The organism is Thermus arciformis, assembly GCF_900102145.1.
Taxonomy (GTDB): domain Bacteria; phylum Deinococcota; class Deinococci; order Deinococcales; family Thermaceae; genus Thermus; species Thermus arciformis.
In genome coordinates, this window is sequence record NZ_FNBC01000039.1 from 7073 (window position 1) to 21635 (window position 14563).

General features: G+C 68.9%; 19 protein-coding genes, 1 tRNA gene and 2 pseudogenes. 18 read left to right on the forward strand and 4 right to left on the reverse strand.

The window, feature by feature from the left end:
- The 7 genes and pseudogenes from BLP62_RS11155 to carA form a co-directional block, all read left to right on the forward strand.
- Positions 1-80 (forward strand): annotated as a pseudogene (locus BLP62_RS11155) (IS5/IS1182 family transposase); the annotation flags it as partial.
- A gap of 82 nt (positions 81-162) precedes the next feature.
- Entirely contained in the window at positions 163-1365 is a 1203-nt protein-coding gene (locus BLP62_RS11160) for an argininosuccinate synthase (RefSeq protein ID WP_093008424.1), read from the forward strand.
- Entirely contained in the window at positions 1355-2743 is a 1389-nt protein-coding gene (gene argH, locus BLP62_RS11165; protein WP_093008425.1) for an argininosuccinate lyase, read from the forward strand. The genes BLP62_RS11160 and argH overlap by 11 nt, the downstream gene beginning before the upstream one ends.
- A gap of 1 nt (position 2744) precedes the next feature.
- On the forward strand, positions 2745-3278 hold the full coding sequence (locus BLP62_RS11170) for an N-acetyltransferase (protein WP_093008426.1): 534 nt from the start codon (positions 2745-2747) through the stop codon (positions 3276-3278).
- 1 nt (position 3279) lies between these two features.
- Positions 3280-3543, forward strand: a complete 264-nt coding sequence (locus BLP62_RS11175; RefSeq protein ID WP_093008427.1) for a type II toxin-antitoxin system HicB family antitoxin — start codon at positions 3280-3282, stop codon at positions 3541-3543.
- The gene (locus BLP62_RS11180; protein ID WP_093008428.1) at positions 3527-3745 is read left to right on the forward strand and encodes a type II toxin-antitoxin system HicA family toxin; all 219 of its coding nucleotides are present in this window, start codon (positions 3527-3529) and stop codon (positions 3743-3745) included. The genes BLP62_RS11175 and BLP62_RS11180 overlap by 17 nt, the downstream gene beginning before the upstream one ends.
- Positions 3733-4908: a glutamine-hydrolyzing carbamoyl-phosphate synthase small subunit gene (carA, locus tag BLP62_RS11185; RefSeq protein WP_093008429.1), complete on the forward strand. Its 1176-nt coding sequence runs from the start codon at positions 3733-3735 to the stop codon at positions 4906-4908. Before BLP62_RS11180 ends, carA begins: the two co-directional genes overlap by 13 nt.
- Before the next feature lie 61 nt (positions 4909-4969).
- Here carA and BLP62_RS11190 read toward each other — a convergent pair whose 3' ends face one another.
- Positions 4970-6601, reverse strand: a complete 1632-nt coding sequence (locus tag BLP62_RS11190; protein WP_093008430.1) for a formate--tetrahydrofolate ligase — start codon at positions 6599-6601, stop codon at positions 4970-4972.
- Positions 6602-6623: 22 nt separating this feature from the next.
- Positions 6624-7556 carry a threonine/serine dehydratase family protein gene (locus BLP62_RS11195; RefSeq protein ID WP_093008431.1) on the reverse strand — a complete coding sequence of 311 codons (933 nt, stop codon included), beginning with the start codon at positions 7554-7556 and terminating at the stop codon, positions 6624-6626.
- Positions 7557-7611: 55 nt separating this feature from the next.
- Between BLP62_RS11195 and secG the strand changes: the two genes are divergently transcribed.
- From secG to rsfS, 9 genes are all read left to right on the forward strand, one after another.
- Positions 7612-7839: a preprotein translocase subunit SecG gene (gene secG, locus BLP62_RS11200; protein WP_003047134.1), complete on the forward strand. Its 228-nt coding sequence runs from the start codon at positions 7612-7614 to the stop codon at positions 7837-7839.
- 36 nt (positions 7840-7875) lie between these two features.
- Positions 7876-7951 (forward strand) — tRNA-Ala (locus BLP62_RS11205).
- Positions 7952-8047: 96 nt separating this feature from the next.
- On the forward strand, positions 8048-8353 hold the full coding sequence (gene rplU, locus BLP62_RS11210) for a 50S ribosomal protein L21 (RefSeq protein WP_093008432.1): 306 nt from the start codon (positions 8048-8050) through the stop codon (positions 8351-8353).
- Positions 8354-8356: 3 nt separating this feature from the next.
- On the forward strand, positions 8357-8614 hold the full coding sequence (gene rpmA / locus BLP62_RS11215; protein WP_093008433.1) for a 50S ribosomal protein L27: 258 nt from the start codon (positions 8357-8359) through the stop codon (positions 8612-8614).
- 6 nt (positions 8615-8620) lie between these two features.
- On the forward strand, positions 8621-9874 hold the full coding sequence (obgE, locus tag BLP62_RS11220) for a GTPase ObgE (RefSeq protein WP_093008434.1): 1254 nt from the start codon (positions 8621-8623) through the stop codon (positions 9872-9874).
- Positions 9875-10435 carry a nicotinate-nucleotide adenylyltransferase gene (gene nadD / locus BLP62_RS11225; RefSeq protein WP_093008435.1) on the forward strand — a complete coding sequence of 187 codons (561 nt, stop codon included), beginning with the start codon at positions 9875-9877 and terminating at the stop codon, positions 10433-10435.
- A complete protein-coding gene (gene yqeK, locus BLP62_RS11230; RefSeq protein WP_093008436.1) occupies positions 10410-10964 on the forward strand; it encodes a bis(5'-nucleosyl)-tetraphosphatase (symmetrical) YqeK in 555 nt (184 codons plus the stop codon). The genes nadD and yqeK overlap by 26 nt, the downstream gene beginning before the upstream one ends.
- Entirely contained in the window at positions 10954-12051 is a 1098-nt protein-coding gene (locus BLP62_RS11235; RefSeq protein ID WP_093008437.1) for an LCP family protein, read from the forward strand. The genes yqeK and BLP62_RS11235 overlap by 11 nt, the downstream gene beginning before the upstream one ends.
- Positions 12052-12057: 6 nt before the next feature.
- The gene (rsfS, locus tag BLP62_RS11240) at positions 12058-12399 is read left to right on the forward strand and encodes a ribosome silencing factor (RefSeq protein WP_093008438.1); all 342 of its coding nucleotides are present in this window, start codon (positions 12058-12060) and stop codon (positions 12397-12399) included.
- A 4-nt stretch (positions 12400-12403) separates the two neighbouring features.
- Here the strand turns inward: rsfS and BLP62_RS11245 are convergent, their stop codons facing one another.
- Positions 12404-12685 (reverse strand): hypothetical protein, encoded by a 282-nt coding sequence (locus tag BLP62_RS11245; protein ID WP_093008439.1) that lies wholly within the window; start codon positions 12683-12685, stop codon positions 12404-12406.
- Between the two features lie 22 nt (positions 12686-12707).
- On the opposite strand from BLP62_RS11245, the gene panC reads away from it, so the two are divergent.
- On the forward strand, positions 12708-13538 hold the full coding sequence (gene panC / locus BLP62_RS11250; protein ID WP_093008440.1) for a pantoate--beta-alanine ligase: 831 nt from the start codon (positions 12708-12710) through the stop codon (positions 13536-13538).
- Positions 13535-14263 (forward strand): annotated as a pseudogene (locus BLP62_RS11255) (type IV pilus twitching motility protein PilT); the annotation flags it as partial. The gene panC and the pseudogene BLP62_RS11255, both read left to right, overlap by 4 nt.
- Positions 14264-14287: 24 nt before the next feature.
- Here the strand turns inward: BLP62_RS11255 and BLP62_RS11260 are convergent.
- Positions 14288-14563 (reverse strand): transposase (locus tag BLP62_RS11260; RefSeq protein ID WP_143004359.1); only part of this gene is annotated, 276 nt, incomplete at its 5' end.

Here is a 14563-nt window from a genome sequence, read left to right on the forward strand (position 1 = left end):
TTTTGGAGCTCATCGCCTACGGCCTTAGGGTTCTTCTCTCCCTTCTCCCGCCCCCTCCGGGGTACAAGGCAATTTACTAGGCAAGCCCAGGGGTAGGCCATGGCGCGGGTTTGTTCATGTATACTTATGCACGCCTCCTCGAGGGGGTAGACTGGGAGGGACATGAAGATCGTCTTGGCCTACTCCGGCGGACTGGACACCAGCATCATCCTCAAGTGGCTCAAGGAGACCTATCGGGCCGAGGTCATCGCCTTCACCGCGGACATCGGCCAAGGGGAGGAGGTGGAGGAGGCCCGGGAGAAGGCCCTGAGGACGGGCGCTTTCAAGGCCATCGCCCTGGACCTCAAGGAGGAGTTCGTCCGTGACTTCGTCTTCCCCATGATGCGGGCCGGCGCGGTGTACGAGGGCTACTACCTCCTCGGCACCGCCATCGCCAGGCCCTTGATCGCCAAGCACCTCGTGCGGATCGCCGAGGAGGAGGGGGCGGAGGCCATCGCCCACGGGGCCACGGGGAAGGGGAACGACCAGGTGCGCTTTGAGCTCACCGCCTATGCCCTGAAGCCCGAGATCCGGGTCATCGCCCCCTGGCGGGAGTGGAGCTTCCAGGGCCGCCAGGAGATGATCGCCTACGCCGAGGCCCACGGCATTCCCGTCCCCGTGACCCAGGAGAAGCCCTACTCCATGGACGCCAACCTCCTGCATATTTCCTACGAGGGGGGAGTCCTCGAGGACCCCTGGGCCGAGCCCCCCAAGGGGATGTTCCGCATGACCCGAGACCCCGAGGAGGCTCCCGACGCCCCGGAGTACGTGGAGGTGGAGTTTTTCCAGGGCGACCCCGTGGCGGTGAACGGGGAGAGGCTTTCTCCGGCGGCCCTCCTGCAGAGGCTCAACGAGATCGGGGGGCGGCACGGGGTGGGCCGGGTGGACATTGTGGAGAACCGCTTCGTGGGCATGAAGTCCCGGGGGGTCTACGAGACCCCGGGGGGGACGATCCTTTACCACGCCAGGCGGGCGGTGGAAAGCCTCACCCTGGACCGCGAGGTCCTCCACCAAAGGGACCTGCTCTCCCCCAAGTACGCCGAGCTCGTCTACTACGGCTTCTGGTACGCTCCCGAACGGGAGGCCCTCCAGGCCTACTTTGACCACGTGGCGAGAAGCGTCACCGGCGTGGCCCGGCTCAAGCTCTATAAGGGGAACGTCTACGTGGTGGGAAGGAAGGCCCCGAAGAGCCTCTACCGCAAGGACCTGGTTTCCTTTGACGAGGCGGGCGGCTACGACCAGAAGGACGCCGAGGGCTTCATCAAGATCCAGGCCCTGCGCCTCCGGGTGCGGGCCCTTTTGGAGAGGGAGGGCCATGGCGCATAGGACCTGGGGGGGGCGCTTCGGGGAGGGGCCGGACGCCCTTGCGGCCCGTTTCAACGCCTCCCTCCCCTTTGACCGGGCCCTCTGGCGGGAGGACCTTTGGCAGAACCGGGTCCACGCCCGCATGCTCCACGCCGTGGGCCTCCTGAGCGCGGAGGAGCTTGAGGCCATCCTCGAGGGCCTGGACCGGATAGAGGAGGAGATCGGGGCGGGCACCTTCCCCTGGCGGGAGGAGCTGGAGGACGTCCACATGAACCTCGAGGCCCGCCTCACCGAGCTCATCGGGCCCCCTGGGGGGAAGCTCCACACCGCCCGGAGCCGCAACGACCAGGTGGCCACGGACTTGAGGCTTTATCTACGGGCGGCCATAGACGAGCTCCTGGCCCTCCTTTTAGAGCTCCGGCGGGTCCTGGTGCGGGAGGCGGAGAAGCACCTGGACCCCCTTTACGTCCTTCCCGGCTACACCCACCTCCAGCGGGCCCAGCCCGTGCTCCTTGCCCACTGGTTCCTCGCCTACTACGAGATGCTTGGGCGGGACGCAGGGCGCTTGGAGGACGCCAAAGAGCGCCTCAACGAAAGCCCCCTGGGGGCGGCCGCCCTCGCGGGGACGGGCTTCCCCATAGACCGCCACTTCACCGCCAGGGAGCTTGGCTTCAAGGCCCCCATGCGGAACTCCCTGGACGCGGTGGCCTCCCGGGACTTCGCCCTGGAGGTCCTCTCCGCCTTGAACATCGGCATGCTCCACCTCTCCCGCATGGCGGAGGAGCTCATCCTCTATAGCACCGAGGAGTTCGGCTTCGTGGAGGTGCCGGACGCCTTCGCCACCGGGTCTTCCATCATGCCCCAGAAGAAGAACCCGGACATCCTGGAGCTCATCCGGGCCAAGGCGGGGAGGGTGCTCGGGGCCTTGGTGGGGCTTTCGGCGGTGGTGAAGGGCCTTCCCCTCGCCTACAACAAGGACCTCCAGGAGGACAAGGAGCCCCTCCTGGACGCCCTCGCCACCTACCGGGATAGCCTCAGGCTCCTCGCCGCCCTCCTCCCCGGGCTCAAGTGGCACCGGGAGAGGATGTGGCGGGCGGCGGAGGAGGGCTTTGCCCTCGCCACGGAGCTCGCCGACTACCTGGCGGAAAAGGGGCTTCCCTTCCGGGAGGCCCACCACGTGGTGGGGAGGCTCGTGCGGAGGCTTGTGGAGGAGGGGCGGGCCCTCAAGGACCTCACCCTGGAGGAGCTTAGGGCCCACCACCCCCTCTTCGCCGAGGACGCCCTCCCCCTCCTCCGCCTGGAGACCGCCATCCATAGGCGCCGCTCCTACGGCGGCACGGCCCCCCTGGCGGTGCGGGAGAGGCTAGAGGAGGCCAGAAAGGAGGTGGGGCTTGACTGAGGTGAGGGGGCTTTCCCTTTCCCCGGTAGTCCTCCCCGAGGTGCGCCCCGAAGCGGGGGTGGAGCTTAGGAAGGCGCGGCTAGAGGACGTGGACGCCATCTACTGGCTCATCCGCTACTGGGCGGAAAAGGGCCTGATGCTGGTGCGGAGCCACAGCCACCTCTACGAGAACATCCGGGACTTCCAGGTCCTTCAGGACGAGGACGGCCAGATCGTGGGCACCGTGGCCCTCCACGTCCTCTGGCGGGACCTCGCCGAGATCCGGGGCCTCGCCGTCCACCCCACAAGGCAGGGCCAGGGCCTTGGCCGCTGGCTCGTCCTGGGGGCGGAGCGGGAGGCGCGGGACCTGGGGCTTCCCCGGGTCTTCGCCTGGACCCTCCAGGTGAACTTCTTCCGGGGCCTGGGTTACCGGGTGACCACCCGGGAGGCCCTCCCCCCGAAGGTCTGGAGCGAGTGCAACGCCTGCCCCTTCTACGAGAACTGCCGGGAGATCGCCGTCATCAAGGAGTTTTCCCCGGGGGCTTCCAGGGGCTAGAATGGGCGGGATGGGTACCCTAACCCGCTATCTGGAGGAGGCCATGGCCCGGGCCCGCTACGAGCTCATCGCCGATGAGGAGCCCTATTATGGGGAGATCCCCGACCTCCCCGGGGTCTGGGCCACGGGGAAGAGCCTGAAGGCGTGCGAGGCCAACCTGCAGGCCGCCCTGGAGGACTGGCTTCTCTTTCTGCTCTCCCGGGGTGAGACGCCCCCGCCCTTGGGCGAGGTCCGCATTGAGCTCCCCCATGGCGAGGCGGCTTAGGCCGGTTTCCCGGAGGGAGCTCGTGGCCAGGCTTAAGTCCTTGGGTTTTTCCGGACCCTACACAGGGGGACGGCACCAGTTCATGGTGCGAGGTTCCGTGCGCTTGGTCCTGCCCAATCCCCACCGGGGAGAGATTGGTGTGGACCTTCTAAAGCGCATCCTGAGGCAAGCGGGGATAGAGGAGGAGGAATGGCTGGAGTGAAGGAGCGCGCCGTTTTGGTCCTGGAGGACGGCACCGTCTACCACGGCTACGCCTTCGGCGCCCGGGGGAAGACGGTGGGGGAGGTGGTCTTCAACACCGCCCAGACCGGCTACCAGGAGATCATGACCGACCCCAGCTACCACGGGCAGATCGTGGTCATGACCTACCCTCACCAGGGCAACTACGGGGTGAACGTCTACGACATGCAGTCCAACCGCCCTTGGGTGAAGGGCTTCGTGGCCAAGGAGTTCAGCCGCGTGGCCTCCAACCCCCGGGCCCAGCAGACCCTGGGGGAGTTCATGGAGTTCTACGGGGTGGTGGGGATTGAGGGCATAGACACGAGGGCCCTGGTGCGGAAGATCCGGGAAGGCGGGGTGCTGAAGGGGACCATCGCCCACGCGAGCCTCTTCGGCGCCCCCGACCACGCCTTCACCCCGGAGGACCTCGAGGCCCTCCGCCGGGAGGCCCAGGCCTGGACGGACATAGATGGCCGGGACATGACCCCCGAGGTCTCCACGCCCCTGCCCTACGCCTGGCCCACCCTGAAGTCGGGGCGGCGCATCGTGGTCATGGACTTCGGCATCAAGCACGCCATCGTGGAGAACCTGGCCGCCCTCGGCTTTGAGGTCATCGTGGTCCCCGGGAAGACCCCGGCCCACCAGATCATGGCCCTGGAGCCCCACGGCCTCCTCATCTCCAACGGGCCCGGCGACCCCACCATGCCCCGCTACGCCCACGAGACCATCTGGAAGCTCATGGGGCTTCTGCCCACCTTCGGCATCTGCCTGGGGCACCAGCTCTTGGCCCTGGCGGCGGGGGGGCGGACCTTCAAGATGAAGTTCGGCCACCGGGGGGCGAACCACCCGGTGAAGAACCTGCAGACGGGGAAGGTGGAGATCACCAGCCAGAACCACGGCTACGCCGTGGACATTGACTCCCTCAAGGACTTCCGCCCCACCCACGTGAACCTGAACGACGGGACCCTCGAGGGCATGGCCCACGCCCGCTACCCCGTCTTCTCCGTCCAGTACCACCCCGAGGCCGCCCCCGGGCCCCACGACGCCCTCTACCTCTTCCGCCGCTTCCTGGAGGAGGTGGAGGCCTTCCACGGGGCCACGGGGCTTCCCGTGGAGAAGCAACGGGCGGACCAGCACGGGATCTGATACCACCCCATGCTGGCCCAAGCCAGCATGGGGGCCCCGGCAAAAGGTTTCCTGGGGTCTTTCAGTAGTCCATCCCCCGGATGTTCCCCTCCTCGTCCACGTCAATCCCGAAGGCCTGGGGGGTCTTGGGGAGGCCGGGGAGGGTCTCTATCCCCCCCATGTAGACCACCACGAAGCCCGCCCCCAGGCGGCAGCGGAGGTCCGTGACCCGCACGGTGAAGCCCCGGGGCCTGCCCCGGAGCCTGGGGTTGTCGGAGAGGGAGGTGGCGGCCTTGGCCACGACCACGGGGAGGGCCTCGCACCCCTCCTTCTTGGCGGCCTTGAGGGCCCTTTTGGCCTCCTCGCTCCACTCCACCCCTTCCGCCCCGTAGACCCGGGTGGCGATGGCCAAAACCTTCTCCTCCAGGGGGGCTTCCAGGGGGTAGAGGGGGCGGTAGGCGTGGGGCAGGGCGAGGGCCTCCAGGACCCGCTCGGCGAGCTCCAGGCCCCCCTCGCCCCCCTTGGCGTAGACCTCGCTCAGGGCGAAGGGGAAGCCCCGTTCCTCGGCGAAGGCCCGCACCAGGGCGATCTCCTCCGGGGTATCCCCGGGAAAGCGGTTTAGGGCGATCACGGGCTTGTACCCGAAAAGCTCCACGTTCTCCACGTGCTTTTCCAGGTTGGCGAGGCCCTCCTTCACCGCCTTGGGGTCCGGCATCCCACAGGCGTCCTGCCCCCCGTGGTAGCGGAGGGCCCTTAGGGTGGCCACCAGGACCACCGCTTCGGGCACCAGGCCCCCGGTGCGGGCCACCACGTTCATGAACTTCTCCATCCCGAGGTCCGTGGCGAAGCCCGCCTCCTGCACCACGAGGTCCGCAAGGCCCAAGGCGAAGAGGCTCGCCCTTAGGGAGTTCGTCCCGTGGGCGATGTTGCCGAAGGGCCCCATGTGGACGAAGGCGGGGTTGCCCTCGGCGGTCTGCACCAGGTTGGGGAGGAAGGCCTGCCGGAGGAGGGCGGCCATGGCCCCCACCGCCTGAAGGTCCACGGCGTAGACGGGCTTCCCCTCGTAGGTGAAGGCCACCCGCATCCGGCCCAGGCGCCGCTTCAGGTCCTGGAAGTCTTGGGCCAGGCTCATGAGGGCCATGACCTCGCTGGCCACGGTGAGCTCAAACCCCCCTTCCCGGGGCACCCCGTGGGCCTTGCCCCCCAGGCCCAAGACGATGTGCCTCAGGGCGCGGTCGTTCATGTCTATGGCCCGCTTGAGCTCCACGCGCCTGGGGTCTATGCCGAGCTCGTTCCCCTGGTGCAGGTGGTTGTCCAGGAGGGCGTTCAGGAGGTTCACGGCGCTGGTCACCGCGTGGAAGTCCCCGGTGAAGTGGAGGTTGATCTCGTGCCGGGGCTCGAGGCGGGCCTTCCCGCCCCCCGTGGCCCCGCCCTTGACCCCGAAGACGGGCCCCAGGGAGGGCTCCCTCAGGGCTAAGGCCGCCCGCTTCCCCAGGCGCCAGAGGGCGTCCACCAGGCCGATGGCCGTGGTGGTCTTGCCTTCCCCCGCCGGGGTGGGGGTGATGGCCGTGACGAGGACCAGCCTGCCCCTGGGCTTTGGGGGCTCCCCCAGCACCTTGGCCATGTGGGGGCCGTAGAGGTAGAGCCGGTCCCGGCCCAGGCCGAGCTTCGCCGCCACTTCCTCTATGGGTAGGAGGCTCTCCTTGACGATCACGGGGTCAGCTTACCCCGCCCCCCTAGGGAGAGAAGTCCCGGTTGCCCCCGGAAAGGAGGAGGGCGAGGGTCTTGGGAAGGCCCGCCCCGTGCTCCAGCACCGCGGCCAGGGGGAGGGCGCCCGTGGGCTCCACCACCTGCTTGGTGCGGGTGAAAAGGAGGCGCTCGGCCTCCAAGATCGCCTCTTCGCTCACCACAAGGATCCCGTCCGCCTTCTCCTTGAGGATGGGGAAGGTGCGCTCCCCCAGGCTTAGCGTTCGCACCCCGTCCGCCCGGATCCTGGGGGGCGCCTCTAGGCGGAGGATCCTTCCCGCTTCCAGGCTCCTCTTGGCGTCCTCCGCCCCCTCGGGCTCCACCCCGAGGACGAGGGTTTGGGGGGAGAGGGCCTTTATCGCCGTGGCCAGGCCGGCGAGGAGCCCCCCGCCCCCCACGGGGGCGAGGACGGCCTCGAGGAAGACCCCCCGCTTCCCCGCCTGGGCCAGAAGCTCAAGCCCCGCCGTCCCCTGCCCGGCGATGACCAGGGGGTCGTCAAAGGGGTGGATGAGGGCGTAGCCCGTCTCCTCCTGCAGGGCCCGGGCCACCTCCTCCCGGTTCTTCGCCGTCACCCCCCGGTCCACCACCTCGGCCCCGTAGGCCCGGGCGGAGGCCTTCTTGTAGGGGCTTGCGTCCTCGGGCATCACCACCAGGGCCTTCACCCCGAGCACCTTGGCGGCGTAGGCCACCCCCTGGGCGTGGTTGCCGCTGGAGACCGCCAGAAGCCCCTTGGGGTTTTCCAGGGCGAGGGCCTTGGAGAGGGCTCCCCGGGCCTTGAAGCTCCCCGTCTTCTGCAGGTGCTCGGCCTTGAGGAGAAGGCGCTTGCCAAGGAGCTCGTCCAGGAGGCCGGAGGTGAGGAGGGGGGTGCGGTGGGTGTAGGGGGCGATGCGCCGGAAGGCGGCGTGGATCTCGGCCAGGTCCATGCCCCCATCTTGCCAGGTGGACACTCCCGCTTCCCCGCGCTAAAGTGGGGGAGGTATGGACTTCCTCTACACCCTGGTCATCCTCCTTTACCTCGGCGTGGCGGGGCTTTTGGTCTACCTGGTCCTGGTGCAGGAGCCCAAGCAGGGGGCGGGGGACCTCATGGGCGGCTCCGCCGACCTCTTCTCCGCCCGGGGCGTCACCGGGGGCCTTTACCGCCTCACCGTGATCCTGGGGGCGGTCTTCGCCGCCTTGGCCCTCCTCATCGGCCTCTGGCCCCGTTGACAAGAAGCCCTCCCCCCGGTACCATAGGCGTTGCCTGGGGCCGTGGCGCAGTTGGGAGCGCGCCTCAATGGCATTGAGGAGGTCAGGGGTTCGAATCCCCTCGGCTCCACCAAAAGCCCCCCGAAAGGGGGGCTTCGGCTTGCGGAAGGCCTGGGGTTTTGGGTATAGTGGAAGACCGGTAGGGCCTAAGGGCCCCGAAGGGGAGGCCATGTTCGCGATCGTCAAGACGGGTGGAAAGCAGTACCGGGTGGAGCCCGGGCTCAAGCTCAAGGTGGAGAAGCTTGCGGCCGAGCCCGGAAGCCAGGTGGAGCTTCCCGTCCTCTTCCTGGGGGGCGAGAAGACGGCGGTGGGGGCGCCCTACGTGGAGGGGGCCAAGGTGGTGGCCGAGGTTCTGGGCCACGGCCGGGGCAAGAAGGTCACCATCGCCAAGTTCAAGGCCAAGGTGCAGTACCGCCGCAAGAAGGGGCACCGCCAGCCCTACACCGAGATCCTCATCAAGGAGATCCAGGGGTGAGCCATGGCGCATAAAAAGGGACTTGGTTCCACGAAGAACGGCCGCGACTCCCAGTCCAAGCGCCTGGGGGTGAAGCGGTTCGGCGGCCAGGTGGTGCGGGCGGGCAACATCCTGGTCCGCCAGCGGGGCACCCGCTTCAAGCCCGGGAAGAACGTGGGCATGGGCCGGGACTTCACCCTCTTCGCCCTTGTGGACGGGGTGGTGGAGTTCCAGGACAAGGGGCGGCTGGGCCGCTACGTGCACGTGCGCCCCTTGAGCTAAGGGGTCTTGGCCTTCCAGGACGTTCTCCTCATCACCGTCGCCGCCGGGAGGGGTGGCGACGGCGCCGTTTCCTTCCGCCGGGAGAAGTTCGTGCCCAAGGGGGGTCCGGACGGGGGGGATGGGGGCCGCGGGGGGCACGTATACCTCCGGGCCAAGGGGAGCGTGGACTCCCTTTCGGAGCTTTCCAAGCGCACCTACAAGGCCAAAGACGGGGAGCACGGCAAGGGGAGCGGCCAGCACGGCCGCGCCGGGGAGGACCTCTACATTGAGGTGCCCCGGGGCACCCGGGTCTTTGACGCGGACACCGGGGAGCTCCTCGCCGACCTCACGGAGGAGGGGCAGACGGTCCTGGTGGCCCGGGGCGGGGAAGGGGGGCGGGGGAACGTCCACTTCGTCACCCCCACCCGCCAGGCCCCCCGCTTCGCCGAGGCGGGGGAGGAGGGGGAGCGGCGTAGGCTCAGGCTGGAGCTCATGCTCATCGCCGACGTGGGCCTGGTGGGCTACCCCAACGCCGGCAAGTCCAGCCTCCTCGCCGCCACCACCAACGCCCATCCCAAGATCGCCCCGTACCCCTTCACCACCTTGAGCCCCAACCTGGGGGTGGTGGAGGTCTCCGAAGGGGAGCGCTTCACCCTGGCGGACATCCCGGGGATCATTGAAGGGGCGAGCCAGGGGAAGGGCCTGGGCCTGGAGTTTCTGCGCCACATCGCCCGCACCCGGGTCCTCCTTTACGTCCTGGACGCCCTGGAGGACCCCCTTTCCGCCTTGCGCACCCTTCGCCAGGAGGTGGGGGCCTACGACCGGGGCCTCCTCCTAAGGCCGAGCCTCGTGGCCCTCAACAAGGTGGACCTCCTCTCCCCGGAGGAGGCGCGGGCCAAGGTGGCGGAGCTCGCCCAAGAAGGGCTTCCCGTGCTCCCGGTGAGCGCCCTCACCGGGGAAGGGCTTCCTGAGCTTCTTGAGGCCCTCCACGCCCTGGTGCGGGCCACCCCCGCCCCTGAGCTTCCAAAGCCCACCCCCAGGACCCTGGTGAAGGCGGGGGTGGAGGTGGTGCCGGTGGAGGAGGGGGTGTTTGAGGTGCGGGCCCCCGAGGTGGAGCGGTACCTCAGGCGCCTCAAGGGGGACCTCTCCGAGGCCGCGGGCTACCTCCAGGAGGTGTTCAAGCGCCACGGGGTGGAGGCCGCCCTCAGGGCTAAGGGGGTGAGGGCGGGGGACGTGGTGCGCCTGGCGGGCCTGGAGTTTGAGTACATCCCGGAGGGGTAGGTGCGCATCGGCCTCTTCGGCGGAAGCTTTGACCCCGTCCACCTGGGGCACCTCATCGCCGCCAGCGAGGCGGCGAGCGCCCTCGGCCTGGACCGGGTGCTCTTCGTGGTGGCCGCCCGCCCGCCCCACAAGACCCCGGTGGCCCCCCCCGAGGCCCGCTACGAGATGGTCCTCCTGGCCACGGCGGAGGAGAGGCGGTTTTTGGCCTCGAGGCTGGAGCTGGACCGCCCGGGGCCGAGCTACACCGTGGACACCCTGGAGGAGGCCCGGAGGCTTTTCCCCGGGGACGAGCTCTTCTTCATCACCGGGGCCGACGCCTACCGGGACGTCCTCACCTGGAAGGAGGGGCGGAGGCTTCCCGAGCTCGCCACCCTGGTGGCCGTGGCCCGCCCCGGCTACCCCCTGGAAGGGATGCCCCTTCCGGTGGTGCCCCTGGTGGTGCCGGAGGTGGGCATCTCCAGCACGGAGATCCGCAGGCGCCTTAGGGAGGGCCTGAGCGTCCGCTACTGGGTCCCCCGCCCCGTGGAGGTGTACCTTGAAAAGCACGGTCTCTACCGCTGAGCTCTTGGAGAGGGTCAAGGCCCTGGTGCGCCCCGAGCGCCTGGAGCACATCCTCCGGGTGGCGGCCTTGGCCCGGGAGATCGCCGAGGCAAACGGCCTGGACGGGGAGCGGGCCTACCTCGCCGGCCTCCTCCACGACGCCGCCCGGGACCTCCCCGAGGAGGAGCTTAAGCGGCTCGCCCCCCCGGAGAACGCGGTGGAGGAGGCCCATCCCCTCGCCCTCCACGGCCGGGCCGCCCGCCGCTTGGCCGAGGCCTGGGGGGTGGAGGACCCGGAGGTGCTGGAGGCCGTAGAGGGCCACGTTTACGGGGTGGACCCCGAAAACGCCATCGGTATGGCCCTCTACATCGCCGACATCTCCGAGCCGGGAAGGGGGGTGAACGGGGAGATCCGGGAGCTCGCCTTAAGGGGAGGCCTCCTGGAGGCCTACAGGATGGCGGTGGCGAACAAGGTCCGCTACCTCTCCGCCAAGGGCGTCCCCGTCCACCCCAAGACCCTGGCGGTCTACCAGAGCTTCCATGCGCCCTAGGCCTTCCTTTCTCCTCTTGGCCCTGGCCCTCTTCGCCCTGGGGGGGGTGCTCTCCTGGCCCCAGCCCCCCTCCCAGGGGGAGGTCCGCCCCGTGCGCCTCGGCCCCCTGCCGGAGATGGGGGTGGTGGTGGCCGCCCGGGACATTGAGTACTGCGGGTACCACACCCCCTGCGGCCCCGGGAGCCGCACGGACACCATCTTTTACCTGCGCCTCCAGGGGGGAGAGGTGAGGGGGGTGGCCATCCCCCGGGACCTCTACAGCCCCCTGGTGGGGGGCAAGGTCAACGCCGCCTACGGGCGGGGCGGGGCGGAACTGCTCAAAAAGGCCGTGGAGGAGGCCACGGGCTTGGTGGCGGAAAGGCACCTCGTCCTCACCCTGGAGAGCGTGGCCCGGGTGGTGGACGCGGTGGGAGGGGTGGAGGTCTACCTGGAAAGGCCCATGCGCTACACCGACCGGGCGGCGAAGCTCTACATTGACTTTCCCGCGGGCCGCCTGCACCTTTCGGGGGAGGAGGCGGTGAGGTACATGCGCTTCCGCCACGACGCCCTGGGGGACTACGCCCGGCTGGACCGGATCAAGGGGGTGGTGGGCCAGGTTCTGAAGAAGGCCCAGGACCCCAGGACCTGGCCCGCCCTCACCCTGGCCCTTAAGGAGGCCTGGCGGGAGCTGGACACCGACCTCACCCTGGAGGAGGTCCTGGCCTACCTGCCCGCGGTGCGGGGGCTGAAGCTTTTCCTGGCCACCCTGCCCACCCGGGAGGGCCCGGGGACCTTCCTCTACGTGGACGAGGAGGCCAGGGCCCGCTTCCTCTCCGCCTTCTTCGGCGCAAGCCCCCCTTCTTCCCCTCCCCAGGTGGCGGTGCGCCTTAAGGGAGAGGCCGAGCTTCTTGCTTGGGCCCGCCTCTTCCTGGCCCGGGAGGGGGTGAGGGCCGAGGAGGAGGTGGCCCCGGTGGTCCGAAGCGCCGTCTACAGCCAAGACCCCGAGGCCGGGGCCTACTTCGCCGACCTCTTTCACCTGCCCCTCCTCGCCCCCCACAGGCCCCTGGAGGGGGTGGTGGTGGAGCTCGGGCCGGACCTGCTACAATGAGCTCAGATGGTGAAGCCTAAGGAGGCGCTGGATCTCATCGGGCACATCAAGGATCTCCTTTGGGAAAAGAAGGCGGAGGACGTGGTGGCCTTGGACCTGCGCAAGGTCTCCGAGAGCCTGGACTACTTCGTCCTGGCCAGCGCCACCAGCGCCCCCCACCTTCAGGCCTTGGAGCGGCACCTTTTGGAAAAGCTGGAGGAGGAGGGCCTCCGCCCCCGGCCCACGGAGGGGCAAAGCCCCCGCTGGGTGGTGCTGGACTACGGCGAGGTGGTGGTCCACCTCATGACCCCGGAGGCCCGGGAGTACTACGACCTCGAGGGCTTCTGGGCCGACGCGGAGAGGATTTAGGGCCCTACTTGACCCGGGGGGGAGCCAAGGGCCCCATGATGAACCGCTGGAAGGCCAGGTAAAACCCCAGGTAGACGAGAAGCTGGAACCAGAAGCTCCCCGCGAGGCCCACCCCTAAGGCGCCGAGGAGAAGGAGGAGGGCCACCGCCCCCATCATCACCAAGGCGGTGCGCAGGAAGACCCCGGGGAAGTAGCGGAGGGCTTCCCGCAGGGTCTTGGGCCTTCGGGCCTCCCACTCCTTGAGGGCCTTTTTCTTCAGCTTTTCCTCCCGTTTCTTCTTCCCCACGGGGCCAAGTATACTGGCTCCCGTGAGAACCGTGAGCGCCGTGGCCGAGCTCCGCCAGGCCCTGCCCCGGGAGGGGGTGGGCTTCGTGCCCACCATGGGCTACCTCCACCGGGGGCACCTGGCCCTGGTGGAAAGGGCCCGGAGGGAAAACCCCTTCGTGGTGGTCTCCATCTTCGTCAACCCCTTGCAGTTTGGCCCCGGGGAGGACTACCACCGCTACCCCCGGGATTTGGAGCGGGACCGGGCCCTTTTGGAGGCGGCGGGGGTGGACCTCCTCTTCGCCCCCGGCGTGGAGGAGATCTACCCCGAGGGCTTCGCCACCCGGGTCCAGGTGGAAGGCCCCCTCACCGCCCTTTGGGAGGGCGCGGTGCGCCCGGGGCACTTCCAGGGGGTGGCCACGGTGGTGGCGCGGCTTTTCCTCCTGGTCCGGCCTGAGCGGGCCTACTTCGGGGAGAAGGACTACCAGCAGCTTTTGGTGATCCGGAAGATGGTCCGGGACCTGGGCTTTCCCCTGGAGGTGGTGGGGGTGCCCACGGTGCGGGAGGAAGACGGCCTCGCCCTTTCCAGCCGCAACGTCTACCTCTCCCCCAAGACCCGCAAGAAGGCCCCCGTGCTCTACCGGGCCCTCCTGGCCATGCGGGAGGTGGCGCGGCGGGGGGGAGGCGTAGCCGAGGCCCTCGAGGCGGGGGAGGAGGTCTTGGCGGGGGTGCCCGAGTTCCGCAAGGACTACCTGGCCATCGTCCACCCCGAGACGCTCCTTCCCATCTCCCGCTGGGTTCCCGGGGCCAGGGGGATCGTGGCCGGGAGGTTCCCCGAGGCGCGGCTTATAGACAACCTGGAGGTCTATCCATGAGCGAGGCCCATCCGGAAGGCAAGGCGAGCCTGGTGGAGATGCTCAAGGCCATGGTCCAAGCCCGGGCCTCGGACATCCACCTGCAGGCGGGGGCCCCGCCCACCGTCCGGATAGACGGCAAGCTCCGCCCCTTCGGTAGCCGCCCCCTCACCCCCAGGGACACCGAGGCCATCGCCCGGGCCCTCCTCACCCCCGAGCAGTGGGAGGAGATGGAGTACCGCAAGGAGATGGACTTCGCCTACACCATCCCCGGGGTGGCCCGCTTCCGCTGCAACCTCCTAAGGCAGCGGGGAAGCTTCGGCCTGGTGATGCGGGTGGTGGCCGAGGTGATCCCGAGCTTTGAGGCCCTGGGCCTTCCCCGGGAGGTGATGGAGGGCCTCGCCGCCAAGGAGCGGGGCCTCATCCTGGTCACGGGGCCCACGGGGAGCGGCAAGAGCACCACCCTGGCGGCCCTCGTGGACCACATCAACCTCCACTACGCCAAGAACATCATCACCATTGAGGACCCCATTGAGTTCCTGCACAAGCACAAGAAGAGCCTGGTGGTCCAGCGGGAGGTGGGCCTGGACACGGAAAGCTTCTACTCCGGGGTCAAGTACGCCATGCGCCAGGACCCGGACGTGATCCTCATCGGGGAGATGCGGGACAAGGAGACGGTGGAAGCCGCCCTCATGGCCGCCCAGACGGGGCACCTGGTCCTCTCCACCCTGCACACCTTAGAGGCTGTCGTAAAACCCCTCCACGGCCAGCTACGCGGCCCTGGCCAGCCGCTTCACCAACAAGCGTAGCATGCCCAGATACACCCAGGCCTCGCTCACCCCAGGGTTGGCTTCATAGTCCTTGGCGAGCCGCCGATTCCGCCCCAGCCAGGCGAAGGTCCGCTCCACCACCCACCGCTTGGGCAAGGGCTTGAACCCCCTCTCCCGCGGAAGCTCCGGCGCCTCTTCCCCCTCCCGCACCCAGACCCCTCGCACCCCCGCGTAGGGACGGGCCACCACCTCAAGCTCCAGCCCCAGGGAAGAAGC